Genomic DNA, 25,678 nt, shown 5'->3' with positions numbered 1-25,678 from the left:
GCCAGGCCACAATTATGACCAAATACAGCCTGCGGGCGCGAATGATGATTCTGATACTGGCGCCGACGCTGATGATTGGCCTGCTGCTCAGTACCTTCTTCGTGGTGCACCGCTACAACGAACTGCAGCACCAGGTGCGCGATGCCGGCGCTAACATTATCGAACCGCTGGCGGTGTCGAGCGAGTACGGCATGACGTGGCATAATCGTGATGCGATTCGCGAGCTGGTCAGCCTGCTGCATCGCCGTCATTCCGATATTGTCCGTGCCATTACGGTTTTCGACAACAACAATCACATCTACGTCAGCTCCAATAACAACCAGAACCTCGCGCTGCTGCAAAAAGCCGATATTTCCACGCTGGCGGATGGCGTGTCGGTGGAGCGACACGGCAACCTGATGGTGCTGCGCACGCCGATTATCTCTGAACGCTATTCGGTGGACGAACTGCCGGGTGAAGACGCCAAGCCGGCAGGCAATCCGCTGGGTTATGTGGCGATTGAGCTGGATCTGCAGTCGGTGCGGCTGGAACAGTACAAAGAGGTGTTTGTCGCCACTCTGCTGCTGCTGTTCTGCCTGTGTATCGCCATGCTGTTTGCCTATCGACTGATGCGCGACGTCACTGGCCCGATTCGCAATATGGTTACCACCGTGGACCGCATCCGGCGTGGCCAGCTCGACAGCCGCGTGGATGGCTACATGCTGGGCGAGCTGAGCATCCTGAAAAACGGCATCAACGCCATGGCGATGTCGCTCACTGCCTACCATGAAGAGATGCAGCAGAACATCGATCAGGCAACCTACGATCTGCGCGAAACGCTGGAGCAGCTGGAGATTCAGAACGTCGAACTGGACCTGGCGAAAAAGCGCGCCCAGGAAGCGGCACGCATCAAGTCGGAGTTTCTCGCCAATATGTCGCACGAGCTGCGCACGCCGCTCAATGGCGTGATTGGCTTTACCCGCCAGATGCTGAAAACCGGGCTGAGCACCAACCAGCGTGATTACATGAGCACCATTGAGCGCTCGGCCAATAACCTGCTGAGCATCATTAACGACGTGCTCGATTTCTCCAAACTGGAAGCTGGTAAGCTGGTGCTGGAGTCGATCCCGTTCCCGCTGCGCGCCACGCTGGATGAAACGCTGGTGCTGCTGGCGCCGTCCGCGCATGAGAAAGGCCTCGAGATCACCGTGTGCCTGGAGAAACAGGTGCCGGATAATGTGATTGGCGATCCGCTGCGTCTGCAGCAAATTCTGATCAACCTGATTGGCAACGCCATCAAATTCACCGAGCGCGGCCACATTGATCTGCGCGTCGAGCTGCGTCATCTCAGCATCACGCGGGCGGAACTGGAGATTCAGGTGCACGATACCGGCATCGGTATCTCTGAGCAGCAGCAGTCGCAGCTGTTCCAGGCATTTCGTCAGGCGGATGCCAGTATTTCGCGCCGTCACGGCGGTACCGGTCTTGGCCTGGTGATTACGCAGAAACTGGTGCACGAAATGGGCGGTGAGATCGCCTTCCACAGCCGGCAGAATCAGGGCTCCACCTTCTGGGTACAGGTACATCTGGATCTCAATCCTAATGCACCGGCGATTCCACGCATGCTGGACGATCTGCACGCCACACCGCTGGCTTATATCGAACCCCATCCGGCGGTGGCGAAAGCGGTTCAGGAGATGCTGAGCATTACGCCTTTGCAGGTGCAGCACTTTGCCAGCCTTGACGATCTGCCCGACGCCCATTTCCCGCTGCTGCTGATGGGGCTGCCGGTCAGCGATCCGCATCCGGCTACGCTGTCCGATGCGCTGATTGCCCGCCTGCGCGCACACGCCGACTCGGTGCTGCTGGCGCTGCCGAGCGAAATGATGCTGTTCGCCGATGATTTGCGCGCGCGCGGTATCGCCGGCTGCATTGCCAAACCGGTGTCGCTGACGCGATTGCTGCCGATGCTGCTCGATCTCAACATGCGTCACAGCGACGCCGCCCCGCGCGGCGTAAGACAGCCGCTGACGGTGATGGCAGTGGATGATAATCCGGCCAACCTGAAGCTGATCGGCGCATTGCTGGAGGAGCAGGTCCAGAACATCATTCTGTGCGACAACGCCAGTCAGGCGATTCATCAGGCGCGGCAGCAGCGGCTGGACGTGATTCTGATGGATATTCAGATGCCGGACATCGACGGCATCCGCGCCAGCGAGATCATCCGCAGCCTGCCACAGCACGCCAGCACGCCGATTGTCGCGGTCACGGCGCATGCGCTGGATGGCGAACGCGAGCAGCTGATCGCCGCTGGCATGAATGATTATCTCGCCAAACCGATTGATGAGGACAAGCTGAAGCAGCTGCTGCAGCGCTATGCGCCGGGCAGCGTGGCGAGCGCGGTGCGACAACCGGCGATCGCGCCCTCACTCGACTGGGCGCTGGCGCTGCGCCAGGCGGCGAATAAAGCCGAGCTGGCGCGCGATCTGCTGCAGATGCTGCTGGATTTTCTGCCGGAAGTGGAGCAGCGCGTGGCGCAATGTATGGCGCAGAATGACGTCGATGGGCTGCGCGAGATTATCCACAAGCTGCACGGCAGCGCCAGCTACAGCGGCGTGCCACGGCTGAAACAGCTGTGTCAGCAGCTGGAGAAGAGTCTGCATCAGGAGAGCGATATCGCAGCGCTGGAACCAGAACTGCTGGAGCTGAGCGACGAGATGGCGAATGTGGCGCGCGAAGCGCGTCAGGTGCTGGGCGTGGCGTAGTGAGGGTTGTGGGATGTGCGTTCTGGGTTGTGCGCTGGGCCCTCACCCTAACCCTCTCCCGGCGGGAGAGGGAACCGTGCGGTGCGATGAAGAGGAACAGCGCGAAATCCAAATCCGTGCACCATCAGCCCCCTCTCCCGCCTGCGGGAGAGGGCTGGGGTGAGGGGAAAACCGCACCGCCTCCCCCTTATAACCCCTGCCCCACCTTAATCGTGGCAGCAACATTCCTTGCCGTCAGGCGGACATTCTGCGCGGCATTGGCCAGCGCCTCTTCCAGCGAACAGATACCCGACAGCACGCTGTACACCGCGTCGATCCCGTGCTGATGCACCACACCGACATCCGCCGTCAGGCTGCCGGCAATACCGATCACCGGCTTATTGAACTGCTTCGCCACCTGCGCCACGCCAACCGGCACTTTGCCGTTGACTGACTGACTGTCGATGCGCCCTTCACCGGTAATCACCAGATCGGCATCCTGCACCTGCTGCGCCAGCCCCAGCGCTTCGGTGACAATCTCAATGCCGCGCCGCAGTTCCGCGTGGCAAAACGCATGCAGCGCCGCGCCCATGCCGCCGGCTGCGCCACCGCCGGCGATGTGCAGCACATCAATATCCAGGTCGCGCTGAATAATCGCGGCGTAATGGCCGAGCGCGGCATCCAGCTGCTGCACCAGCTGCGGCGTTGCCCCCTTCTGCGGGCCAAAAATCGCCGACGCCCCCTCTTCGCCAATCAGCGGATTGGTCACGTCGCACGCCACTTCAATGCGGCACTGCAGCAGGCGCGGATCCAGATCGGCGATCTCAATCTTCGCCAGCTGCGGCAGTGCCCCGCCGCCGTAGCCAATCCCGCTGCCGTCGCTGTCCAGCAGCCGGGCACCGAGCGCCTGTACCATGCCGGCACCGCCGTCGTTAGTGGCGCTGCCGCCGATGCCGATGATGATGTGATCGACGCCGCGATCCAGCGCGTTTTTGATCAGTTCACCGGTACCGTAGGAAGTGGTGATCAGCGGATCGCGCTGTGCCGCAGGCACCAGCTCCAGCCCGCTGGCCGCCGCCATCTCAATAAAGGCAGTACGCGCATCACCGGATAATCCGTAAAACGCGTCGACCGGCTCGCCGAGCGGCCCGGTCACCGTCAGTCTGACGATGTTGCCCTGGGTTGCCGCCACCATTGCTTCAACCGTGCCTTCTCCGCCGTCGGCGACCGGTATTTTGACATAGTCAGCGGCGGGGAAAATTTCGCGAAATCCCGCTTCTATCGCGGTAGCCACTTCCAGGGCGGACAAACTCTCTTTGTATGAATCCGGTGCGATGACAATTTTCATAGGCAATCCGAGCGCGGTAGGTGACGGAAATCCGTCTGGCTAAGGCAGTACAGCGTCCGGCATCCGCAGACACCGGACGCGGGCACTACCGGGTGATCTCAACTTTGGCTAATTTTTCATAATAGCAAGCCAGCGCGCTATGATCGGACGTACCCTGCCCGTCGACTTTTAGCGCCTGCATCATCTCCATCACCGCTGCGGTCAGCGGCAGATGTGCGCCAATGCCGTGTGAGGTATCAAGCGCATTGGCTAAGTCCTTGATATGCAAATCGATACGGAAGCCAGGCTTAAAGTTGCGATCCAGCACCATGGGCGCTTTGGCATCCAGCACGGTGCTGCCCGCCAGACCGCCGCGAATCGCCTGGTAAACCAGTTCCGGATTGACGCCGGCTTTGGTGGCCAGCGACAGCGCCTCTGACATCGCGGCAATGTTGAGCGCCACAATCACCTGGTTGGCCAGTTTAGTGACGTTGCCCGCGCCGATATCGCCGGTGTGCACCACCGAACCGGCCATCGCCTTAAGAACATCGTAGCACTGATCAAACAGCGCTTTATCGCCGCCGACCATCACCGACAGCGTGCCTTCAATCGCTTTTGGCTCACCGCCGCTCACCGGCGCATCCAGCATTCTGATGCCTTTTTCTGCCAGCACATCATGCACTTCGCGGCTGGCCAGCGGCGCGATGGAGCTCATGTCGATCACCACCAGCCCCGGCTTCGCCCCTTCGATAATGCCGTTCTCGCCCAGACACACCTCTTTCACCTGCGGTGAGTTCGGCACCATGGTGATCACCACATCAACCTGCGCGGCCAGCTCTTTCGGCGTTTTCGCCACGGTGGCACCCAGCTCCACCAGTTCGGCTTCGTTGCTGGCGTTGTGGTCGCGCACCACCAGGGTGTAACCGGCTTTCACCAGGTTTTTACTCATCGGTTTGCCCATGATGCCGAGGCCGATAAATCCAATTTTCATTGCCTTTCCCCTTCGTCAGTTACTGCTTAAATTTGTCGCACAGCGCCTGCGTGGCGTGGCGGAAAACACCCAAATCGCTGCCGACGGCAACAAAGCTGGCACCCCATTCGAGATAACGGCGTGCGTCAGCCTCCACCGGCGCCAGAATCCCGCTCGGCTTACCGGCGGCTTTGGCACGCTCAAGGATGTAACGGATGACTTTCAGCACTTCCGGATGCGCCGGCTGGCCAAGATAGCCCAGCGCCGCTGACAGATCGCCCGGGCCGACAAAGATGCCGTCTACGCCGTCCACCGCCGCGATGGCGTCAATGTTGTCCACCGCCTGCTGGGTTTCGATTTGCACCAGCACGGTGATGTTGTCATTGATGGTGGCGTTGTAGTCCGGCAGCGTGCCGTACATATTGCTGCGATGCGAAACCGACACGCCGCGTATACCGGCTGGCGGATAGCGGGTCGATGCCACCGCGCGCGCCGCCTCTTCTGCGGTTTCCACAAACGGAATCAGGAAGTTATAGAAGCCAATATCCAGCAGACGCTTGATGATGATCGGCTCATTGCACGGCGGTCGCACCACCGGCGCGCTCGGGCTGCCTTTCAGCGCCATCAGCTGCGGAATAAAGGTGGTGATGTCGTTCGGCGCGTGTTCGCCGTCCAGCACCAGCCAGTCAAAGCCCGCCAGCCCCAGCACTTCCGTGGTGAGAGGATTGGCAAGGGCGCACCAGCTGCCAATCAGGGTTTCCCCTGCCAGCAAACGACGACGAAAAGGGTTGGGCCAGGCATTGCTCATGATCTCTACTCCTGTTATTTAGCACCGCCGCCCGCGGGCGCGCGGAATAAAATCAGCGCACCAGGCACGGACGCTTGTTATCAAATGTCCAGTTCGGCACGAGGAACTGCATCGCCTGCGCATCGTCGCGCGCGCCCAGTCCATGCTGCTGATACAGCGCATGGGCCTGCATCACCTGATCCATGTCCAGTTCGACACCGAGACCCGGCTTCTGCGGCACCTGCACCATGCCGCCCTTGATCTGCAACGGCTCTTTGGTCAGGCGCTGGTTGCCCTCCTGCCAGATCCAGTGGGTGTCGATGGCGGTAATGGCGCCCGGTGCGGCGGCGGCCACATGGGTGAACATCGCCAGCGAAACATCGAAATGGTTGTTGGAGTGCGAACCCCAGGTCAGGCCGAAGTCGTGACACATCTGCGCCACGCGCACCGAGCCCTGCATGGTCCAGAAGTGCGGATCGGCCAATGGAATATCGACCGACTGTAGCGACAGCGTGTGGCCCATCTGACGCCAGTCGGTGGCGATCATATTGGTGGCGGTAGGCAGACCGGTGGCGCGCCGGAACTCGGCCATCACTTCACGTCCGGAGTAACCCTGTTCAGCGCCGCACGGATCTTCTGCATAAGCCAGCACGCCTTTCAGCTGTTTACCGAGCAGGATGGCCTCATTCAGCGACCAGGCCCCGTTGGGATCGAGCGTCACGCGCGCCTGCGGGAAACGCTTCGCCAGTGCGGTTACTGCTTCGGCCTCTTCACCGCCGCGCAGTACGCCGCCTTTCAGTTTGAAATCGTTAAAGCCATATTTTTCGTAGGCGGCTTCTGCCAGGCGCACCACCGCGTCCGGCGTCAGCGCTTCCTCATGCCGCAGGCGATACCAGTCGCACGGATCATCGGTCTGGCTCTGATACGGCAGTGACGTTTTGCGGCGATCGCCGACGTAAAACAGGTAGCCGAGCATCTCGACGCGGTCACGCTGCTGTCCTTCGCCCAGCAGCGACGCCACGTTGACGCCCAGATGCTGGCCGAGCAGATCCAGCAGCGCCGCTTCGATGCCGGTCACCACGTGAATGGTGGTGCGCAGGTCAAAGGTCTGATTGCCGCGCCCGCTTGCATCGCGATCGGCAAAGGTGGTGCGCACCAGGGTGAGGATATTTTTGTACTCGCCGACGGTTTTTCCGGTTACCAGCGCCGCCGCGTCTTCCAGCGTCTGACGAATTTTCTCGCCGCCGGGGATCTCGCCCACGCCCGTGTGGCCGGCGTTATCTTTCACAATCACGATATTGCGGGTAAAAAACGGCGCGTGGGCACCGCTCAGATTCAGCAGCATGCTGTCGTAACCGGCCACCGGAATGACCTGCATTGCTGTAATTTTCGGGGTGTGACTCATTTCCTGCTCCTTATGCATGGCGGCGTCCAAAAGCCGGACGCTTGCGGTCGAACGACCATCCGGGAACCAGATATTGCATTGCCGTGGCGTCATTACGTGCGCCTGCCGGCAGCGATTGATACAGGGCGTTAGCCTGGCGCAGGCGATCCCAGTCCAGCTCAACGCCGAGGCCGGGCTTGTCCGGCACGGCAATTTTGCCGTTGCGGATCTGCAGCGGCTCTTTGGTCAGACGCTGGTCGCCCTCCTGCCAAATCCAGTGGGTATCGATGGCGGTCGGTTTACCCGGTGCCGCTGCGCCGACGTGGGTAAACATCGCCAGCGAAATGTCGAAGTGATTATTGGAGTGGCAGCCCCAGGTCAGCCCCCACTCATCACACAGCTGCGCCACGCGTACCGCGCCGCTCAGCGTCCAGAAGTGCGGGTCGGCCAGCGGAATATCGACCGCGTTGAGCATCACCGCGTGGTTCATCTCCCGCCAGTTGGTGGCGATCATATTGGTGGCGACCGGCAGACCGGTGGCGCGGCGAAACTCGGCCATGACTTCGCGCCCGGAATATCCCTGCTCGGCACCGCACGGATCTTCGGCATAGGTCAGCACCTCGTGCAGGCCTTTGCACAGCGCGATGGCTTCATCCAGATGCCAGGCGCCGTTGGGATCCACGGTGATGCGCGCGTCCGGGAAACGCTGCTTCAGTGCCACTGCCGAGGCAATCTCCTGCTCGCCCGGCAGCACGCCGCCTTTCAGTTTGAAATCTTTGAAGCCGTACCTGTCCTGCGCCGCTTCGGCTAAGCGCACCACCGCGTCCGGCGTCAGCGCCTCCTGATGGCGCAGGTGATACCAGTCGTGACCGGCCGCGTCGCCGCTCTGATACGGCAAATCAGTTTTACGCCGATCGCCAATGTAAAACAGGTAGCCCAGCACCGTGACCTCATCGCGCTGCTGACCTGGCCCCAGCAGCTCGGCTACTGGCACGCCGAGGCACTGGCCGAGCAGGTCGAGCAGCGCCGCTTCCAGCGCCGCCACCGCATTGACCCGCAGCTCAAACGTCCAGGCGCCGTTGCCGAAAGTATCGAAATCCGCCGACTGGTTGCCTTTGTGCACCTGTTGCACCAGCCGGTTCATGCGCGCCACCTGCTGCCCTTTCACCTGCGGTATTGCCGCGACCAGCGTCTCATAGATGGTTTCACCGCCCGGCGCTTCGCCGACGCCGGTGTGGCCGGCGCTGTCGGTCAGCACCACGATATTGCGGGTGAAGCAGGCGCTGTGCGCGCCGCCGATGTTGAGCAGCATGCTGTCGTAACCCGCCACCGGAACCACCTGCATGTCGGTAATCACCGGGGAACTTTGCGTATTCATATTCGGTTCCTTATGACCGGGGTTTGAGTTCGACACGTTTGATATCGCCGGTTATCACCAGGAAGCTGAACGCCGCCACAAACGCATGGATGCCGACATAAATCAGCGCCCCTTCAAACGAACCGCTGGTGGCGATGATGTAACCAATGGCAATCGGCGTGACGATGCCAGAGAAGTTACCGAACATATTGAACAGACCGCCGCTCAGGCCGCTGATCTCTTTGGGTGCGGTATCGGCCATCACCGCCCAGCCCAGCGCGCCAATGCCTTTACCAAAGAACGCCAGCGCCATAAACAGCACCACTACCCATTCGGTTTCGGTGTAGTTACACATCACCATGCTGATGGAGAGCAGCATACCGATGACAATCGGGGTTTTACGCGCGATGTTTAGCGAGCCGGTTTTACGCATCAGATAATCTGAAATCACGCCGCCCAGCACGCCGCCGAGGAAGCCGCAGATGGCGGGAATCGAGGCGATCATGCCGGCTTTAAGAATCGACATGCCGCGCGCCTGCACCAGATACACCGGGAACCAGGTAATAAAGAAGTAGGTCAGGGCGTTAACGCAGTACTGACCGAGATAGATCCCCCACATCATGCGGGTGGAGAGCAGTTGCTTGATTTGAAACCACTTCTCATCCCAGCTCACTTTACGCTCGGCTTTCTTCGCATCCATGTTGATCAGCGCACCGCCCTGCTCCATGTACTCCAGCTCGGCTTTGTTCACGCCAGGGTGATCGTTCGGGTCATGAATTACTTTCAGCCAGATAAAGCTGAGAATGATGCCCAGCCCGCCCATGAACCAGAACACGTGCGCCCAGCCCACCTCGGCCACCAGCCAGCCCATGATCGGTGCGAAAATCACCGTGGCGAAGTACTGGGCGGAGTTAAAGATGGCGACGGCGGTACCGCGCTCCTGCGCCGGGAACCAGGCAGCAACAATACGGCTGTTACCCGGGAAAGACGGCGCTTCCGCCAGTCCCACCATGAAGCGCAGCAGGAACAGCGACACCACAATGCCGAAGCCGCTAAAGATGTCGACAAAGCCCTGCAGCAGGGTAAACAGCGACCACAGGAAGATGCTCCAGAAATAGACCCGTTTGGAGCCGAAGCGGTCCAGCAGCCAGCCGCCAGGAATCTGACCAATAACGTACGCCCACGAGAAGGCGGAGAAGATGTAGCCGAGGCCGACGGAATCGAGACCGATCTCCTTCGACATCGCCGAACCGGCAATCGAAATGGTGGCCCGGTCACCGTAGTTGAACGAGGTGACGATAAATAACATCACCACAATCCAGTAACGGGCGTTGGTGCGCTTCTGCACCGCTGCCGCTGTCTGGCTGTAACTATTCATGATGCACTCCTGAAATATAGCGAACGCTACATTCACTCTGACTGCATACACATCGCGTTGGGTATCAGAATGATTTTGGGTTAAACACGGCGATTGTTGTTATGGCAAAACGATGTTGCGTCGTGACGAATAACCAAACGTTGAAGAACGGCAATCAGTATAGGAACAGCATCGCCGCGAAACACTGGAGGAACGCCCGAGGATAATCCCCAATCCGGCACAATTTTGTGGCATTTGCCCATAACGCTGCGGCGTGGCTCACGGAACCCGCCATCCAGCCGCCAGATTGCTGTAAAAGCGAACAGCAAGCGTACGCTTTGTGAGGCTCTTCACTTGCGTTTGGTAAAACGAACCAAACTGCGCGCCGATCGCGGCACAAAGCCAGTCAGTTGCACAATGCGTGGGCCAATACCCCTGCTTATACTGAGGCTGGCAAATAACGATGATGTGACGGACGTGATTTCAACCGCACCGCTATGACCGGTGCGACGAACCGGAAGGTGAGCAATGAACCGACCTCTGACAGACAAACCGCGCTACATTAAAGTGCACGACGCCGATAACGTGGCGATTGTGGTCAACGATCAGGGATTGCCCGCAGGCAGCCGCTTTGATGACGGTCTGCAGCTGACTGAGCATGTGCCGCAGGGGCACAAAGTGGCGCTGAGCGATATCGCCCTGCACGGTGCCATCGTGCGTTACGGTGAAGTGATTGGTACGGCGCTGCGCCCGATTGCGCGCGGCAGCTGGATTGAGGAGTCGCTGGTGGCGCTGCCCGCCGCCCCACCGCTGGCCAGCCTGCCGCTGGCATCTAACGTGCCGCCGCCCCTGCCACCGCTGGACGGCTACACCTTTGAAGGCTATCGCAATGCCGACGGCAGCGTCGGCACGCGCAATCTGCTCGGCATCACCACCAGCGTGCACTGCGTGGCGGGCGTGGTGGATTACGTGGTGCAGCTGATTGAGCGCGATTTGCTACCGCGCTACAGCAACGTCGATGGGGTAGTGGCGCTCAACCATTTATATGGCTGCGGCGTGGCGATCAACGCACCGGCGGCGGTGGTGCCGATTCGCACCATTCACAATCTTGCGCTGAATCCTAATTTTGGCGGCGAAGTGATGGTGGTGAGCCTCGGCTGCGAGAAATTACAGCCGGAGCGCCTGCTCACCGGTACACCGGACGTACAGGCCATTTCGCTGGATGAGCGCGATATCGTGCGCCTGCAGGATGAGCGTCACGTGGGCTTTGGCGCGATGGTCGATGAAATTCTGCAGGTGGCCGAGCGCCATCTGAAAAAACTCAACCAGCGTCAGCGCGAAACCTGCCCGGCGTCAGCGCTGGTGGTCGGCACCCAGTGCGGCGGCAGTGATGCGTTTTCCGGCGTGACGGCCAATCCGGCGGTTGGCTTTGCCTCGGATCTGCTGGTGCGCTGTGGTGCGACGGTGATGTTCTCGGAAGTGACCGAGGTACGCGATGCGATCCATCTGCTGACGCCGCGTGTGGTAAACGAAGCGGTGGGCAAACGGCTGCTGGAGGAGATGGCGTGGTACGACGATTATCTGAGCCAGGGGCAAACCGACCGCAGCGCGAATCCGTCGCCGGGCAATAAAAAAGGCGGCCTGGCCAATGTGGTAGAAAAAGCGCTGGGCTCAATTGCCAAATCCGGCCGCAGCCCGATTGTCGAAGTGCTGTCACCCGGACAGCGCCCGACGCAGCGCGGGTTGATTTACGCCGCCACGCCGGCCAGCGATTTTGTCTGTGGCACCCAGCAGATGGCTTCCGGCATTACGCTGCAGGTGTTCACCACCGGGCGCGGCACGCCTTACGGTCTGGCGGCAATTCCGGTGATCAAAATGGCGACGCGCAGCGCGCTGGCGAACCGCTGGCATGACCTGATGGACATCAATGCCGGCACCATCGCGACGGGCGAAGAGAGTATTGAACAGGTCGGCTGGCGGCTGTTTGAGCTGATTCTGGATATCGCCAGCGGGCGTAAACAGACATGGTCAGATCGCTGGGGAATACGTAACCAGCTGGCAGTATTCAATCCGGCACCGGTGACGTGATGTGCGCAAACCTGGAGGAAGAGGAAGCTGTTCGGGTGAACCATTAAGTTTCATCCCTGCAGCCCCCCGCGCACAGGCTGTTCCCTCTCCCGCCTGCGGGAGAGGGTTAGGGTGAGGGCGTGAACCAGGCCAAACTACAACAGCTTACCCCAGCTCTCCACCCACGGCGTGGTCACTGACTCGGGCTCCGGATTTTCCGTCGCATCCACCAGCAGCACCTCGCCAATACGCTGCGCCTGCTGCTCCTGCAGCGTGGCATCAAAAGTCTTTCCAGCCCCGCAGAAATGGTCGTAACTGCTGTCGCCTAAAGCGATCACGCCATAGCGCAGCTCAGGCTGATAGCCCAGTTCATCGCGCACCTGCACATACAGCCGCGCGATATTGTCCGGAAAATCGCCCTGCCCGGTGGTCGAGGTAACAATTAACGCGACCTCTTTGCTGTAAGCCTGCCAGTCGGCCAGTGACGGATCTTCAAACACCTTCACCTCATGCCCCTGCGCTTCCAGCACCGGCTGCGCCTCTTCGGCAACCAGCAGCGCGTTGCCGTACACCGTACCTGTAAAAATGCCAATCTTTGCCATTTTGCCGCTCCTTTATTCTGTCGGCTTATCCTGGACTGCCTCAGCGGCAAACTCAACCCTCGGCACCTCGGACAGTTGCTGCTGCCAGCCAAACGATTGCAGCATCTGCTGCCAGACGCGATCCAGCCCGGCGCGAATCACCAGCGGTTCGCCGGTCACCGGATGCGTTAGCGTCAGCGCACTGGCGTGCAGCATCAGTCGATCCATGCCAAAGTGGGCTGCGGCACCGCGGTTCTGCCGCAGATCGCCGTGCGAGCTGTCACCAATAATCGGATGACGCAGGTGCGCCATATGGCGTCGCAGCTGATGCTTGCGCCCGGTGTGCGGCGACAGCTCAACCAGCGTATAACGTGTGCTGGGATACTTACCGATAGCCACTGGCAGTTCCGCCTGCGCCAGCGCGCGATAATCGGTGACCGCCGGCTGCTGCGCGCGCGGTTCCGTGACAAACTTGTCCGCAATTTTATCCAGCTCTTCCACCAGCGGATAATCCAGCGTTGCGCTACCGTCCAGCCAGCCGCGCACCACTGCGTGATAGGTCTTCTGTATCTGATGCTGCTCAAACTGCTGCGCCAGCAGCCGCCCGATTTCGCTGGAGAGCCCCATTAGCAGCACGCCAGACGTGGGACGATCGAGGCGATGCGCGGTAAATACGTGCTGACCAATCTGATCGCGCACCGTCTGCATCACCACCACTTTCTCTTTGCGATCGAGCCAGCTGCGGTGCACCAGCCAGCCCGCCGGTTTATTTACCGCAACCAGCCATGCATCCTGATAAATGATCTCCAGCATCAGGCGTCCGGCGGCGCAAACAGCGCATCAAGCTGGCTGAGCGTCAGCAGCAGCGCTGCATGGCCCGGCGTGGTGGGCGGCAGGGCCATCTCATAATAAGGTGTAACGGCGAAGTTTTGCGGCAGCGCGGCGCCGGCGTCAAGCAGCGCCTGCATGCGCGGCAGCAGGACCCACTGCAGCCATTCGAGCGGCTGCAGGGTATCGAGACAGAAAGGTTGCGTGCTATTAAAGGCTTCCGCCGCCGGGGCGTGCGTCTGCCAGTGGCCGTGTTCGCGCATCACCGCTTCGACCTGCTGCAGCCGCTGAATAATCAGGTGCGTCGACATACGCTACCTCCGCGTCAAAAAGGGGCGGCAAGCATATCATTAGTGGGTGCGCGCGCAAAAACGGCATAAAAAAAGGGAGCACTGTGATTACAGTGCTCCCGGTTCGTTTGCAGCATTCCCGCCACCGCTGTGCTCCCTGCTCATCCTTGACAACTGTTCCTGCGCTTTCCGTCGCCTGTCATCGTGACATTGGTCCTTAGCATCCTGGCCCGCCACATCCCGCGTGGCTCTCATTCTCCATCCTGGAGGTGTCCTTTACTCACTCCGGAGTGTCCCGCTTCATCCTGAAGCCTTCCCTGTGACGTAAACTCGGTTACGTTCCTGCCGCCTGGCTGACATTCTCCTGAACGTCTCTCAATCCGTGGCTTCCTGCCAGTGGTGACTATTCTGGCAGAAACCATCGCAATAACAAGTCAGTAAGCGCTGTTAAACGATTAAGCCATGTCTGTATTTTCGGATTGATGCCATAACTGCATGATTCACAATATTTTTACATTGCGGACTTCCGGAAGTCTGCGCAATGTTCTGGCGATCTCGCACAACAGTTGTGAGAGATCTCTTACAAAGGCTGCGAGAAAAGTCTGCAACTCACGAACTAACCGGTTGTAAAGCATTAAGAAATGTCTGAATATCCACCGCCAGTTTCTGCCGTTTTTTCGTTCCCGGCTGCTCCACAATCACCTCACCGGTCAGATTACACACCGCGATAACATCCTGCTCCGAATCTGTAGTGGCGATAAACAGCGTCGGGCTCTGTTTCAGACGGCGCTTCATCACCAGATGACCAATCAGGTTCTCCTGCAGGCGGGTAAAATCGTCCTCGCTCCACACCTGCAGCAGCGTCAGCGGCTGCTGCGCAAACTGCGCATGCATGTCGCCGGCAAATTGCGTGGTATAGAACGTGGTGAGGTCCGGCTGCAGCTGAATATCCAGCGCGCGCTCAACGGCTGCCAGCGAGGCTGGCAGGGTAAAGTCCTGCGGCTGCCACAGGACGCGCTCATCCAATTCACTGATGATGCAGGGCGACGGCACGCCGTACAGCTCTGCGCTGGCGGGAAAATGGCCGTGCTGCTGCTGCCAGTGCGCTACATAACGGGCGGTAAAATCGCGCAGGGCCTCTGCGGTTTGCTGCATCATTCATCTTCTCGCTGGTGATCGGTTACACTGACTCCCTTTGATGGATTTTAGTGGTAACCGTTATGTCTTCTGAAAACCGGGATACGGCGCTGAGCGGCCTGACTTTAGGTAAGCCCACCGCGTATGTTGATCGCTACGATAACACGCTGCTGCAGGCGGTGCCGCGCAGCCTGAATCGCGAGCCGCTCGGGCTTTATCCCGATAACCTGCCGTTCCACGGCGCAGATATCTGGACGCTGTATGAACTCTCCTGGCTAAACAGCAAAGGCGTGCCGCAGGTCGCGGTCGGCGAAGTGGTGCTAAGCGCCGACAGCGTGAATCTGATCGAGTCCAAAAGCTTCAAACTCTATCTTAACAGCTTTAACCAGACGATTTTCGCCGACTGGGGCGCCGTGCGGCAAACGCTGGAGCGCGATCTCAGCGCCTGCGCTAACGGCAAGGTCAGCGTGGCGCTGTTTCGCCTGAGCGAAGTGGAAGGTCAGCCGATCGGGCACTTCGCTGGCGATGTCATCGACGAGCAGGATATCACCATCAGCGATTACGGCTTTAACGCTGATTACCTCGCCAGCGCAACGGGCAGCGAAGTAGTTGAAGAGACGCTGGTCAGCCATCTGCTGAAATCGAACTGTCTGATCACCAATCAGCCGGACTGGGGCTCGGTAATGATTCGCTATCAGGGCCCGCGTATCGATCGCGAAGCGCTGCTGCGCTATCTGATTTCGTTCCGCCAGCACAATGAGTTTCACGAGCAGTGCGTCGAGCGTATTTTTAACGATATTCAGCGCTTTTGTCAGCCAGCAGCATTAACCGTCTACGCGCGCTACACGCGGCGCGGCGGGCTGGATATCAATCCGTGGCGCAGCAATGTCCCCTTCACGCCGGGCTACTCCCGCCTGGTGCGCCAGTAACAGATTGCGAGATGTCTCGCAGGCCGCCGCACGGATGCGCGGTTCCACTTGAGCATTCGCGGCCGACAACGGTACTCTGGTACAGGCGCGAGGGCGACAGCGTGCTTACCGAAGGATTTTCGTCACTGCGCTCAACGGGTTAAGCGCAGCGTCATCAGTCACGCATTTGCGTGTAAAGGAGTTCTCTTGATTACACATATCAGCCCGCTTGGCTCAATGGATCTGCTCTCCCAGCTGGAAGTCGACATGCTGAAGCGCACTGCCAGCAGCGATCTCTACCAGCTGTTTCGTAACTGCTCGCTGGCGGTACTCAACTCCGGCAGCCAGACCGACAGTAGCCACGAACTGCTTTCCCGCTTTGAAAACTTTGACATCAACGTGCTGCGCCGCGAGCGCGGCGTGAAACTGGAGCTGATCAACCCGCCGGAAGAGGCGTTTGTTGACGGCCGGATTATCCGTTCGCTGCAGGCGAACCTGTTTGCCGTACTGCGCGATATTCTGTTTGTTAACGGTCAGCTCTCAGCGGCGGATCGTTTACAAAATCAGGACGTCACCGACTCCGCGCACATCACCAATCAGGTGTTCTCCATTCTGCGCAACGCGCGCGCGCTGCACGTGGGCGAATATCCCAACACCGTGGTGTGCTGGGGCGGTCATTCCATCAACGCGGTCGAATATCAGTATTGCCGCAATGTCGGGACGCAGATGGGCCTGCGCGAACTGAACATCTGTACCGGCTGTGGTCCGGGCGTGATGGAAGCGCCGATGAAAGGGGCGGCGGTAGGCCATGCACAGCAGCGCTATCACGACAGCCGGTTTATCGGCCTGACCGAACCGTCGATCATCGCTGCGGAGCCACCTAACCCGCTGGTGAATGAACTGATCATCATGCCGGATATCGAAAAGCGTCTGGAAGCCTTTGTGCGCATCGCGCACGGCATCGTGATCTTCCCGGGCGGCGTAGGTACAGCTGAAGAGCTATTGTATCTGCTGGGCATTCTAATGAATCCGCAGAACAGCGATCAGGTGCTGCCGCTGATCCTCACCGGGCCGAAAGAGAGCGCCGATTACTTCCGCGTGCTGGATGATTTCATCGTTAATACGCTGGGTGAAGCTGCGCGCCGGCATTACAAAATTATCATTGATGATGCTGCGGAAGTGGCGCGTCTGATGAAGAAAGCCATGCCGCAGGTGAAAGAGTACCGCCGCGAAACCGGCGATGCTTACAGCTTTAACTGGTCGATTCGCATTGCGCCGGATCTGCAGGTGCCGTTCCTGCCAACCCACGAAAATATGGCCAACCTCAAGCTGTTCCCGAATCAGCCAGCAGAAAAACTGGCGGCGGATCTGCGGCGTGCCTTCTCGGGCATCGTGGCCGGTAACGTCAAAGAGATGGGGATCCGCGAAATCCGGGAAAAAGGTCCGTATCAGCTGCAAGGCGATGCCGATCTGATGCACCGTATGGACGAACTGCTGCAGGGCTTCGTCGCGCAGCAGCGCATGAAGCTGCCCGGCAGCGCTTACATCCCCTGCTACGAAATCATCAAATAACCCATCAGGAAGGCAGCCTGCGGGCTGCCGGTATCACTATGTCGCTTCATCTGCTTATTATCGACGCGCTCAATCTGATCCGCCGCCTGCACGCGGTGCAGGGTTCGCCCTGTCGTGAGGCCTGCGTGGCGGCGCTGCATCAGCTGTTGGGCCACACGCGACCAACGCACGTGGTGGCGGTGTTTGACAGCCATGACCGACAGCCTGGCTGGCGTCATCAGTTATTGCCGGACTATAAAGCGGGTCGCCCGCCGATGCCGGACGATTTACAGCAGGAGATGGCCTCGCTGCAGGCGGCCTTTGAGGCCAGCGGTGTCAGCTGCTGGGTTGCCGAACATGATGAAGCGGACGATCTGGCCGCGACGCTGGCAGTGAAGATGGCCGACGCCGGTCATCAGGCCACCATCGTTTCCACCGATAAAGGTTACTGCCAGCTGCTGGCGCCGAGCATCCGCATCCGCGATTATTTTCAGAAGCGCTGGCTGGACGTGCCGTTTATCGAACAGGAGTTCGGCGTCGCGCCGGCCCAGCTGGCGGATTACTGGGGCTTATGCGGTATCAGCAGCAGCAAAATTCCAGGCGTGCCCGGCATCGGGCCGAAAAGCGCACGGGAACTGCTGCTGCAGTTTGGTTCGCTTGAGGCCCTGTATCAGCAGCTGGATCAGGTACCTGAGAAGTGGCAGAAGAAGTTACGCGATCACCGCGCAATCGCCGAGGTGTGCCGACAGGTGTCAACGCTGAAGCGGGATTTGGTGTTGCAGGGGAATTTAAATACGCTGCGGTATCAGGGTCCGGCGCGTCATTGAGGTCGCCATGAATGGCGCCCCTACAGCAGCACGGCAAGCCTGAGCTGGTCAGGCAGGTTTCAGTCCCATTCCGCAACGATCGCGGGTTTGGTTGCGGCGCAATTTATTGCGCGATGAATCGCGCCGCTACAAATGTTATGCGGCCTGCAGTTACCTGCATTAATACGAAGCAGCCAATCTGCGAAATAATTTGTGCTAGCGCAAGGCGGCAAGCCTGAGAGTCCCCGGGAGCATACATCAGTATGTGACCGGGGCGAGCAGGCGCAGCCAACGCTGCGGTAGTGCAAAGTATGAAGCAGAAGTTCTGCGAAATAATTTGTGCCACCGCAGGACGGCAAGCCCGAGCTGGTCAGGCAGGTTTCAGCCCCATTCCACACCGGTTGCGGTTTTGGTAGCGGCGCAATTTATTGCGCGATGAATCGCGCCGCTACAAATGTTATGCGGCCTGCAGTTACCTGCATTAATACGAAGCAGCCAATCTGCGAAATAATTTGTGCTAGCGCAAGGCGGCAAGCCTGGGAGTCCCCGGGAGCATACATTAGTATGTGACCGGGGCGAGCAGGCGCAGCCAACGCTGCGATTGAAGCAGAACTAGCGTTCGTCGCGCCGTCCGCCGACTGCCGCCCAAATCCGGCGCACATGCACGGTCACTTCTTCGCGGTCGTGATACAGCTGGCGCGCCTGGATCTGAGCGTTTACGCCCTTCTCCTTCAGCGCCGCGTCCATCATTGCCAGGTTCTGCGTGACTTCTTCATAGCGCTTTTTCATTGGCAGCTTGAGGTTGAAGATCGCCTCACGGCACCAGCCGTTAACCAGCCATTCGGTCATCAGGCTGGCGACGCGCACCGGTTTTTCCACCATGTCGCACACCAGCCAGCTGATGTTGCTGCGCGGCGGGCGGAATTTGAACCCGTCTTCGCGGCAGTGCGTAACCTGTCCGGTATCCATCAGGCTGGGCGCCATCGGGCCGTTATCCACCGCGTAGACCCACATGCTGCGCTTCACCAGCTGATAGGTCCAGCCGCCGGGGCAGGCACCAAGATCGACCGCATACATGCCGCTGCCCAGCCGTTCGTCCCACTCATCGGCCGGCACGAACACATGGAATGCTTCTTCCAGCTTCAGCGTAGAGCGGCTTGGCGCATCGGCCGGGAACTTCAGGCGCGGAATGCCCATGTAAAACGGCGAGTTGTTGTGCGGCAGCGAATAACCCACGTAGCAGGTGCCCGGCGCGATAAAGAACACATGCACCACCGGACGTTTATTGCTCTCATAATTCAGCAGGATTTTGCTGTCGCGCAGGCTGGCGCGCAGCGGTACCGTCAGCTTGCGGCAAAATTTGGTCAGCTCTTTGGCTTCATTGGTGTCGGGCACTTCAACGCGCAGCTCGCCGCCTTTCTCCACCACGCCGCTCAGCATGCCAACGATCGGGGTAATACGATCTTCCGGCGGGAGATCGCGCAGCAGCTCGCCCACCACCAGCATTTGCCGGGCAAAAATCAGCTCTGCGAACGGCAGCGTGGCGATCAGTTTTTCCGCCTCTTCTGGCTGATAGCACTCAAACAGCACGTAACCGGCGTCATCTTTAACACGCGGAAAACCGTAGATTTCACGTTCCGCTGCTTTGGCACTGATTTCTGCCGCACACTCTTTCTCAAATCCCGGACGGCAATAGAGTAAAACTTTATTCATGGCGATCTGCCTTTCGTTTCAGACGCAGCGCGCCAATCAACATCAAAAACCAGCCAATCAGGAAGCACAGGCCTCCAACCGGCGTAACAAACACCCAAAACTTCAGGTGCGACAGCGCCAGACAATACAGGCTGCCGCTGAACAGGACGATACCCAGCGCCATCGCGGCGCTGCTCCAGTAAAACCAGATATTGGCGCGACGCAGCATCGCTGCGCCAATACCGATAATCGCCAGCGTATGATACGCCTGATATTCAAGGCCGGTATGGATCCACGCCATCTCGGCCGCGCCGAGCGCTTTGCTCAGCACGTGCGCCCCAAAAGCACCAAACGCCACCAGCAGAAAGCCGCTAATGGCGGCAAATATAAACATGGCACGACTGGACATTCATTTATCCTCAAGGTGAAACCGCACATCACTGTGCGGCAGGCAACGCGTTAGTGATCGTAGCGGAAGCGGAATTTTTCTTGTTCAGTTGCGGCTTTTTCCAGAATCCACTGCCGAAAGGCGGCTATTTTACCCAGTTCTGCCTGGCTGTCATGACAAACCAGATAAAAAGCATTTTTACTCACTAAGACATCGTTGAAAGGACAGACCAGCCGTCCGGCCTCAATTTCACTCTGCGCCATCACATTATTGGCCAGCGCCACGCCCTGGCCGTGGATCGCCGCCTGCAGCACCATGGCGCTGTGGCTGAAGATCGGCCCCTGCTGAACATTAATGTGCTGCAAGCCCAGCTGACGAATATAGGATTGCCAGTCACGGCGCGAGGCGTCATGCAGCAGCGTGAAATGCGCCAGATCGGCCGGTGATTTGAGCGGATTGTCGCCGGTCAGCAACAGCGGCGAGCAGACCGGCAGCAGATATTCGGCATACAATTTTTCTACCCGCAAACCGGGCCAGTTGCCGCGGCCGTAAAAAATCGCCACGTCGACATCGTCGGCCAGCTTCTCCTCATCACGGTCCACCGCCTGGATACGTACATCAATGCCCGGATAAGCCAGATTAAAGCTGGAGAGGCGCGGAACCAGCCACTGAATGGCAAAACTCGGCAACAGGCTGACGGTGAGGGCCCCTTTGGCACTGCGCGCCTGCAGTTTGCGCGTGGCATCGTTCAGTGCCGAAAAAATCTCTTTGATATCGAGATAGTAGCTTTGACCCTCTTCGGTCAGTAACAGCGAACGATTGCGCCGGCGAAACAGCTTGAGACCGAGAAAATCTTCCAGCGATTTAATCTGATGGCTGACAGCCGCCTGGGTTACAAACAGCTCCTCAGCGGCTTTGGTGAAGCTCAAATGACGGGCCGCAGCGTCGAAGACGCGAAGAGCATTAAGCGGCGGAAGGCGTTTTGACATGGTTTTCCGTACCCGGATTGACGGCGTAACACTACAACTTATACAAAGTCGTTACGTATTAGATTTTTTAATCCGAGACATTATAATTTGTCCGTTGAGGAAGCTCCAGCAAATACCTATAGTTGCCGCACTTCCTGAGCCGGAACGAAAAGATTTCTGGAAACGTGCGAGAGATCGCAGACTTTTAGAGAGCTTTTGGCTTGTGGTCGTGATGTTGTGTTTGCATTTTGATCTGACGATTGCAGATCAAACTTTTAATTCCTGTAGATTTACCCTGTCTGTCCATAGTGATTTTAAATAGCACCGCAAATTGCGGTGCTTTTTTTTACCTGCTAACCGGGCTTACTGGCCCATTTCCACCATCTCTTTCACATCTGAGCGGTTAATCTGCTGCTCGTTGCCATTGGCATCTTTATAGCTGATCATACCGGTTTCATCGTCAACTTTTGGTTTGCCATCCGCAACAATGGTGCGACCATCATTAGTATGCATGACGTAGTTGCTGGAACAGGCGGCCAGGGTAAAGGCCATGGTGCACACGGCCAGCACTGCGGCGAGTTTATTCATCTTCTATCTCCTTGCAGATTGATTGCATTAAACCACCCGCGTGCGCTGATCAGTGGCAGCAAACAGAGCGATCGACTGGAACAGACCGATTCGTTATGCGGGTTTCGGTTCAAACCTTGCAATAATTAGCATAACGCGCTTTTCCAGCTTTGCCAGGCCACGGCGTGGCTTTCAGCCTGGTCCTAACATCCAAGTAAGTGAGCTGAGTATGACCCATTTCTCTCCTGGCGAGTTTCGTCAGCAGTTTCCCGCGCTGAGCGATGCGGGTGTCTATCTCGACAGCGCTGCCACCGCGCTAAAGCCGCAGGCGGTGATTGACGCGACCGCGCAGTTTTATTCGCTGAGCGGCGGCACCGTCCACCGCAGCCAGTTCGCCGCTGCCCGCGCGCTGACGGCACAATATGAACAGGCGCGGGCGCGCGTGGCGCACTGGCTGCAGGCGGCGGACGATCGGCAAATCGTCTGGACGCGTGGCACCACGGAGGCCATCAACCTGGTGGCGCACAGCTGGCTGGCGCCGCGCCTGCAGCCGGGCGACGAGATTGTGGTGAGCGAAGCCGAGCACCACGCCAATCTGGTGCCGTGGCTGATGGTGGCACAGGCCAGCGGTGCGAAAGTGATAAAGTGGCCGATTGGCGCAGACCGGCGGCCGGATATCGCCCTGCTGCCGCAGTTACTTAACGCACGCACCCGGCTGCTGGCGATAGGTCAGATGTCTAACGTGACCGGCGGCTGTCCGGATCTGGCGCAGGCGATTACGCTGGCGCACGGCGTCGGGGCGAAAGTGATGGTGGATGGCGCGCAGGGCGTGGTGCACTGCCCGCCGGATGTGCAGGTGCTGGATATCGACTTCTACGCCTTTTCCGCGCACAAGCTGTATGGTCCGATGGGCACTGGTGTGCTGTACGGCAAAGCGGAGCTGCTGGACGCGATGCCGCCGTGGCAGGGCGGCGGCAAAATGCTGACGCAGGTCGATTTCAGCGGCTTCACGCCGCAGCCGGTGCCGTGGCGCTTTGAAGCAGGCACGCCGAACGTGGCGGGCGTGGTCGGGCTGAGTGCGGCGCTGGACTGGCTGGGGCAGTACGATGCGGAAAAAGCCGAACGCTGGAGCCAGCAGCTGGCCAGCCTTGCCGAAGAACAACTCAGCGCTATTCCCGGCTTCCGCAGTTTCCGCTGCGGCAGCGCCAGCCTGCTGGCGTTTGATATCGCCGGTATTCACCACAGCGATATCGTGACGCTGCTGGCGGAACAGGGCATCGCGCTGCGCGCCGGCCAGCACTGTGCCCAGCCGCTGATGGCGGCGCTTGGCGTCAGCGGCACGCTGCGCGTCTCATTTGCCCCCTATAATAATCTGCAGGACGTGGACGCGCTGGTGCGCGCCATGCACCATGCCGTGGATTTACTGAGTGAGTAACGTAATGACATCAGCCCTGCTTGCCCCCCATCCGTTTGGTGACCTGATTACCGAAGCCAGCCTGACGGAGAAGTTTGCCCATTTTCATCAGTGGGAAGATCGCTACCGCCAGCTGATTCAGCTCAGCCGCCAGCTGCCGGCACTGCCGGAAGCGCTGAAAACGGCGGAAATTGAGCTCTCCGGCTGCGAAAACCGCGTCTGGCTCAGCAGCCAGCAGCGGGCCGACGGTACGCTGCATTTTTACGGTGACAGCGAGGGACGCATCGTGCGCGGATTGCTGGCAGTGCTGCTGACAGCGGTGGAAGGAAAAACGCCCGCCGCGCTGTTAGCCACGGACCCGCTGGCGCTGTTTGATACCTTAGGGCTGCGCGCGCAGCTGAGTGCCTCGCGCAGCAGTGGTTTACAGGCGCTGGCTGAGGCAGTACAGCGCGCCGCCCGCGCGCATCAGGCAGACTGACGCGCCGCGCGCGCGAGAAATTTTTTCAGCGCGTGCGACACCGCAACAAAACCAAAGGTGGCGGTCACCATGGTGGCCGCACCAAAGCCGGCGGCACAGTCCATGCGCTTTGGCCCTTCCGCCGTGCTGCGCGAAGCGCATACGCTGCCGTCCGGCTGCGGATACACCAGCGCCTCGGTAGAGAACACGCAGTCGATCCCCAGTTTACCCTTGCTGTTTTTCACTACGCCAAAATCACTTTTCAGCCGCTCGCGCAGTTTGGCAGCCAGCGGATCCTGAATGGTTTTGGCTAAGTCACTGACCTGAATCTGCGTCGGATCGATCTGTCCGCCGGCGCCACCGGTAGTGATCAGCGGGATCTTATTACGCCGGCACCAGGCGATCAGCGCAGCCTTAGGGCGCACGCTATCAATCGCGTCAATCACATAGTCGAACGCCGCCGCCATCAGCTCAGCGGTATTGTCCGGCGTGATAAAGTCATCGATGCAGATCACCTCACACTCCGGATTGATGGCGTGGATACGCTGCGCCATCACCTCGGTTTTCGCCTGACCGACATGCCCCTGCAACGCATGAATCTGACGGTTGGTATTGGTAATACACACATCGTCCATGTCGATCAGGGTAATTTTACCGATGCCGGTGCGCGCCAGCGCTTCGGCCGCCCAGGAACCGACGCCGCCGATGCCGATGACGCAGAAATGCGCGTCAGCAAAACGCTGCAGTGCTTCCTGCCCGTAGAGACGCGCCGTGCCGCCAAATCGCTGGCGCCAGGCGTCGCTGACAACTTTCATAGCTAACCTTTTAGTACGATGCGCAGACGCGCACCCGACAAACCCAGGGTGCGCAGCCTATCAATTTGCGCCGATAATCAATGAACCATTATTGCCGTTTTGCGGATTGCTGAACAGCGGCTGGCCAGTTCCCGGTGCGGCTTTCAGCACCCAGACGCGGCCATAATGGTTGTAGAAGCCCGCCAGATGCGCCGCATCCGGGCCGACGCCCTGGTAGATATCGAAGTGCTGGCCTTTGATCGCGCCGCCCACGTCCAGTGCGACCATCAGGCGCATCTCATATTTGCCGTTGAATTTGCCCTTCTCATTCAGCTGCGGCACTTCAGCCAGCAGCGCCGTACCGGCGGGAATCAGCGAACGATCGGACGCCACCGAGGCTTTGGCAATCAGCGGTACCGCGCTGGCACCGCGCACCGGCACATACTCTTCCGGCTTAAAGAACACGAACGACTGATTGGTTTCCAGTACGTTGCGCACTTCCTGCGGTGAGTGCTCCTGCGCCCACTGGCGAATCGCCTGCATCGACATGTCTTCGCGCTTCACTTCACCGCGATCGATCAGCTCTTTACCAATACTGTGGTAAGCCCAGCCGTTCTTGCCGCCGTAGCCGAAGAAACGCAGCGGACGGCCATCGCCGAAATCGACATAGCCGCTGCCCTGCACGTCCATCATAAAGTTGTCGATCAGCGAGTTACTCCAGGCAATCACATAACGCTCATCCAGTGCGCCACTATAGATAGAAGCGCGGCTTGGCAGCTTCTGTCCGCGCGGACGCGGCGGCATGCGATAAATCGGATACTGGAATTCGCCCTGACGGGTATAACGCGCTTCCACCACCGGCGTATAGTAACCGGTAAACTGTACGTTGCCGTAGCTGTCGGTGCCTTCCATCTGATAGGCGTTCAGGCCGAACTGGCGCAGCTGACGCGTATCGGCGCCGGAGAGCAGCCAGTTCTGAATCGCACTGTAAGTGCCGAGGTTGCGGCCATACAGACCGGACGACGCCGACTGGATCTGCTGCACCTGCAGGCCGAAATCACGGCCATTGACCGGACGCCCTTTGGCGTTCGGCTCATTCACCAGCCCGAGCGGTTGCTCCAGCTTGCCATCAATATATTGCTGACCGCGATCGGTCGGCTTAGAGCTACAACCGGCTAACAGCGCCAGAAATGCGCCAGTAAGTGCATACTTCGCCCAATGTCCTTTCATTACCTTCTCTTTTTAAGCTGGTTGTTTGCACGGCGACGATAGCAAAGGGGCAGACAGAATGAAATCTGCCGCAGGCTAGCGCGCTCACATCTGTA

General features: G+C 59.2%; 23 protein-coding genes. 7 read left to right on the top strand and 16 right to left on the bottom strand.

Annotation, left to right across the window (positions count from 1 at the left end; all coding sequences use genetic code 11):
- Positions 1–14 precede the first annotated feature (14 nt).
- Positions 15–2,744 carry a two-component sensor histidine kinase BarA gene (gene barA, locus AC6I7J_RS04305; RefSeq protein WP_059010902.1) on the top strand — a complete coding sequence of 910 codons (2,730 nt, stop codon included), beginning with the start codon at positions 15–17 and terminating at the stop codon, positions 2,742–2,744.
- A 187-nt stretch (positions 2,745–2,931) separates the two neighbouring features.
- Here barA and AC6I7J_RS04300 read toward each other — a convergent pair whose 3' ends face one another.
- From AC6I7J_RS04300 to AC6I7J_RS04275, 6 genes are all read right to left on the bottom strand, one after another.
- A complete protein-coding gene (locus tag AC6I7J_RS04300) occupies positions 2,932–4,071 on the bottom strand; it encodes a glycerate kinase (RefSeq protein WP_058757043.1) in 1,140 nt (379 codons plus the stop codon).
- Between the two features lie 85 nt (positions 4,072–4,156).
- Positions 4,157–5,041: a 2-hydroxy-3-oxopropionate reductase gene (garR, locus tag AC6I7J_RS04295; RefSeq protein ID WP_104189653.1), complete on the bottom strand. Its 885-nt coding sequence runs from the start codon at positions 5,039–5,041 to the stop codon at positions 4,157–4,159.
- A 19-nt stretch (positions 5,042–5,060) separates the two neighbouring features.
- Positions 5,061–5,828 carry a 2-dehydro-3-deoxyglucarate aldolase gene (gene garL / locus AC6I7J_RS04290; RefSeq protein ID WP_136545562.1) on the bottom strand — a complete coding sequence of 256 codons (768 nt, stop codon included), beginning with the start codon at positions 5,826–5,828 and terminating at the stop codon, positions 5,061–5,063.
- A 52-nt stretch (positions 5,829–5,880) separates the two neighbouring features.
- Positions 5,881–7,212, bottom strand: a complete 1,332-nt coding sequence (gene gudD / locus AC6I7J_RS04285) for a glucarate dehydratase (RefSeq protein WP_040679678.1) — start codon at positions 7,210–7,212, stop codon at positions 5,881–5,883.
- Positions 7,213–7,222: 10 nt separating this feature from the next.
- Positions 7,223–8,569, bottom strand: coding sequence for an enolase C-terminal domain-like protein (locus tag AC6I7J_RS04280; RefSeq protein WP_104094368.1), 1,347 nt, complete (start codon positions 8,567–8,569; stop codon positions 7,223–7,225).
- A 10-nt stretch (positions 8,570–8,579) separates the two neighbouring features.
- Positions 8,580–9,926 (bottom strand): MFS transporter, encoded by a 1,347-nt coding sequence (locus AC6I7J_RS04275; RefSeq protein ID WP_058771607.1) that lies wholly within the window; start codon positions 9,924–9,926, stop codon positions 8,580–8,582.
- Between the two features lie 507 nt (positions 9,927–10,433).
- Between AC6I7J_RS04275 and garD the strand changes: the two genes are divergently transcribed.
- Positions 10,434–11,993 carry a galactarate dehydratase gene (garD, locus tag AC6I7J_RS04270; RefSeq protein ID WP_264442048.1) on the top strand — a complete coding sequence of 520 codons (1,560 nt, stop codon included), beginning with the start codon at positions 10,434–10,436 and terminating at the stop codon, positions 11,991–11,993.
- Between the two features lie 134 nt (positions 11,994–12,127).
- Here garD and AC6I7J_RS04265 read toward each other — a convergent pair whose 3' ends face one another.
- The 4 genes from AC6I7J_RS04265 to syd form a co-directional block, all read right to left on the bottom strand.
- Positions 12,128–12,574: a flavodoxin gene (locus tag AC6I7J_RS04265; RefSeq protein WP_021507375.1), complete on the bottom strand. Its 447-nt coding sequence runs from the start codon at positions 12,572–12,574 to the stop codon at positions 12,128–12,130.
- Between the two features lie 12 nt (positions 12,575–12,586).
- Positions 12,587–13,366 (bottom strand): tRNA pseudouridine(65) synthase TruC, encoded by a 780-nt coding sequence (gene truC / locus AC6I7J_RS04260; RefSeq protein ID WP_498006898.1) that lies wholly within the window; start codon positions 13,364–13,366, stop codon positions 12,587–12,589.
- The gene (locus AC6I7J_RS04255) at positions 13,366–13,692 is read right to left on the bottom strand and encodes a YqcC family protein (protein ID WP_058771608.1); all 327 of its coding nucleotides are present in this window, start codon (positions 13,690–13,692) and stop codon (positions 13,366–13,368) included. The genes truC and AC6I7J_RS04255 overlap by 1 nt, the downstream gene beginning before the upstream one ends.
- A 588-nt stretch (positions 13,693–14,280) precedes the next feature.
- Entirely contained in the window at positions 14,281–14,829 is a 549-nt protein-coding gene (syd, locus tag AC6I7J_RS04250) for a SecY-interacting protein (RefSeq protein WP_059010890.1), read from the bottom strand.
- 62 nt (positions 14,830–14,891) lie between these two features.
- Between syd and queF the strand changes: the two genes are divergently transcribed.
- The 3 genes from queF (at position 14,892) to xni (ending at position 18,094) form a co-directional block, all read left to right on the top strand.
- Complete coding sequence (gene queF / locus AC6I7J_RS04245; protein WP_021507380.1) at positions 14,892–15,737, top strand: NADPH-dependent 7-cyano-7-deazaguanine reductase QueF; 846 nt, start codon at positions 14,892–14,894, stop codon at positions 15,735–15,737.
- A gap of 186 nt (positions 15,738–15,923) precedes the next feature.
- Positions 15,924–17,288, top strand: a complete 1,365-nt coding sequence (ppnN, locus tag AC6I7J_RS04240; RefSeq protein ID WP_021507381.1) for a nucleotide 5'-monophosphate nucleosidase PpnN — start codon at positions 15,924–15,926, stop codon at positions 17,286–17,288.
- 38 nt (positions 17,289–17,326) lie between these two features.
- Positions 17,327–18,094 (top strand): flap endonuclease Xni, encoded by a 768-nt coding sequence (xni, locus tag AC6I7J_RS04235; protein ID WP_215481468.1) that lies wholly within the window; start codon positions 17,327–17,329, stop codon positions 18,092–18,094.
- A 591-nt stretch (positions 18,095–18,685) separates the two neighbouring features.
- Here xni and rlmM read toward each other — a convergent pair.
- From rlmM to AC6I7J_RS04215, 4 genes are all read right to left on the bottom strand, one after another.
- Complete coding sequence (rlmM, locus tag AC6I7J_RS04230; protein ID WP_021507383.1) at positions 18,686–19,786, bottom strand: 23S rRNA (cytidine(2498)-2'-O)-methyltransferase RlmM; 1,101 nt, start codon at positions 19,784–19,786, stop codon at positions 18,686–18,688.
- Positions 19,779–20,174, bottom strand: a complete 396-nt coding sequence (locus AC6I7J_RS04225) for a DUF423 domain-containing protein (protein ID WP_021507384.1) — start codon at positions 20,172–20,174, stop codon at positions 19,779–19,781. Before AC6I7J_RS04225 ends, rlmM begins: the two co-directional genes overlap by 8 nt.
- A gap of 50 nt (positions 20,175–20,224) precedes the next feature.
- Positions 20,225–21,142, bottom strand: coding sequence for a transcriptional regulator GcvA (locus tag AC6I7J_RS04220; RefSeq protein ID WP_010616414.1), 918 nt, complete (start codon positions 21,140–21,142; stop codon positions 20,225–20,227).
- 342 nt (positions 21,143–21,484) lie between these two features.
- Positions 21,485–21,709 carry a YgdI/YgdR family lipoprotein gene (locus AC6I7J_RS04215; protein WP_010616412.1) on the bottom strand — a complete coding sequence of 75 codons (225 nt, stop codon included), beginning with the start codon at positions 21,707–21,709 and terminating at the stop codon, positions 21,485–21,487.
- Positions 21,710–21,917: 208 nt separating this feature from the next.
- Between AC6I7J_RS04215 and csdA the strand changes: the two genes are divergently transcribed.
- Both csdA and csdE read left to right on the top strand, forming a co-directional pair.
- Entirely contained in the window at positions 21,918–23,123 is a 1,206-nt protein-coding gene (csdA, locus tag AC6I7J_RS04210) for a cysteine desulfurase CsdA (protein WP_498006897.1), read from the top strand.
- A 4-nt stretch (positions 23,124–23,127) separates the two neighbouring features.
- Entirely contained in the window at positions 23,128–23,580 is a 453-nt protein-coding gene (gene csdE, locus AC6I7J_RS04205) for a cysteine desulfurase sulfur acceptor subunit CsdE (RefSeq protein ID WP_021507386.1), read from the top strand.
- Here csdE and tcdA read toward each other — a convergent pair.
- Together tcdA and mltA are read right to left on the bottom strand one after the other, a co-directional pair.
- Entirely contained in the window at positions 23,568–24,374 is an 807-nt protein-coding gene (gene tcdA / locus AC6I7J_RS04200; protein ID WP_498006896.1) for a tRNA cyclic N6-threonylcarbamoyladenosine(37) synthase TcdA, read from the bottom strand. The two genes, csdE and tcdA, sit on opposite strands and share 13 nt — an antisense overlap.
- Before the next feature lie 60 nt (positions 24,375–24,434).
- Positions 24,435–25,583, bottom strand: coding sequence for a murein transglycosylase A (gene mltA / locus AC6I7J_RS04195; protein ID WP_021507388.1), 1,149 nt, complete (start codon positions 25,581–25,583; stop codon positions 24,435–24,437).
- Positions 25,584–25,678: the final 95 nt, after the last annotated feature.

The organism is Type-C symbiont of Plautia stali, assembly GCF_059730935.1.
Note: the sequence above shows the minus strand (reverse complement) of the source record. Positions and strands in the feature narration are given on the sequence as shown.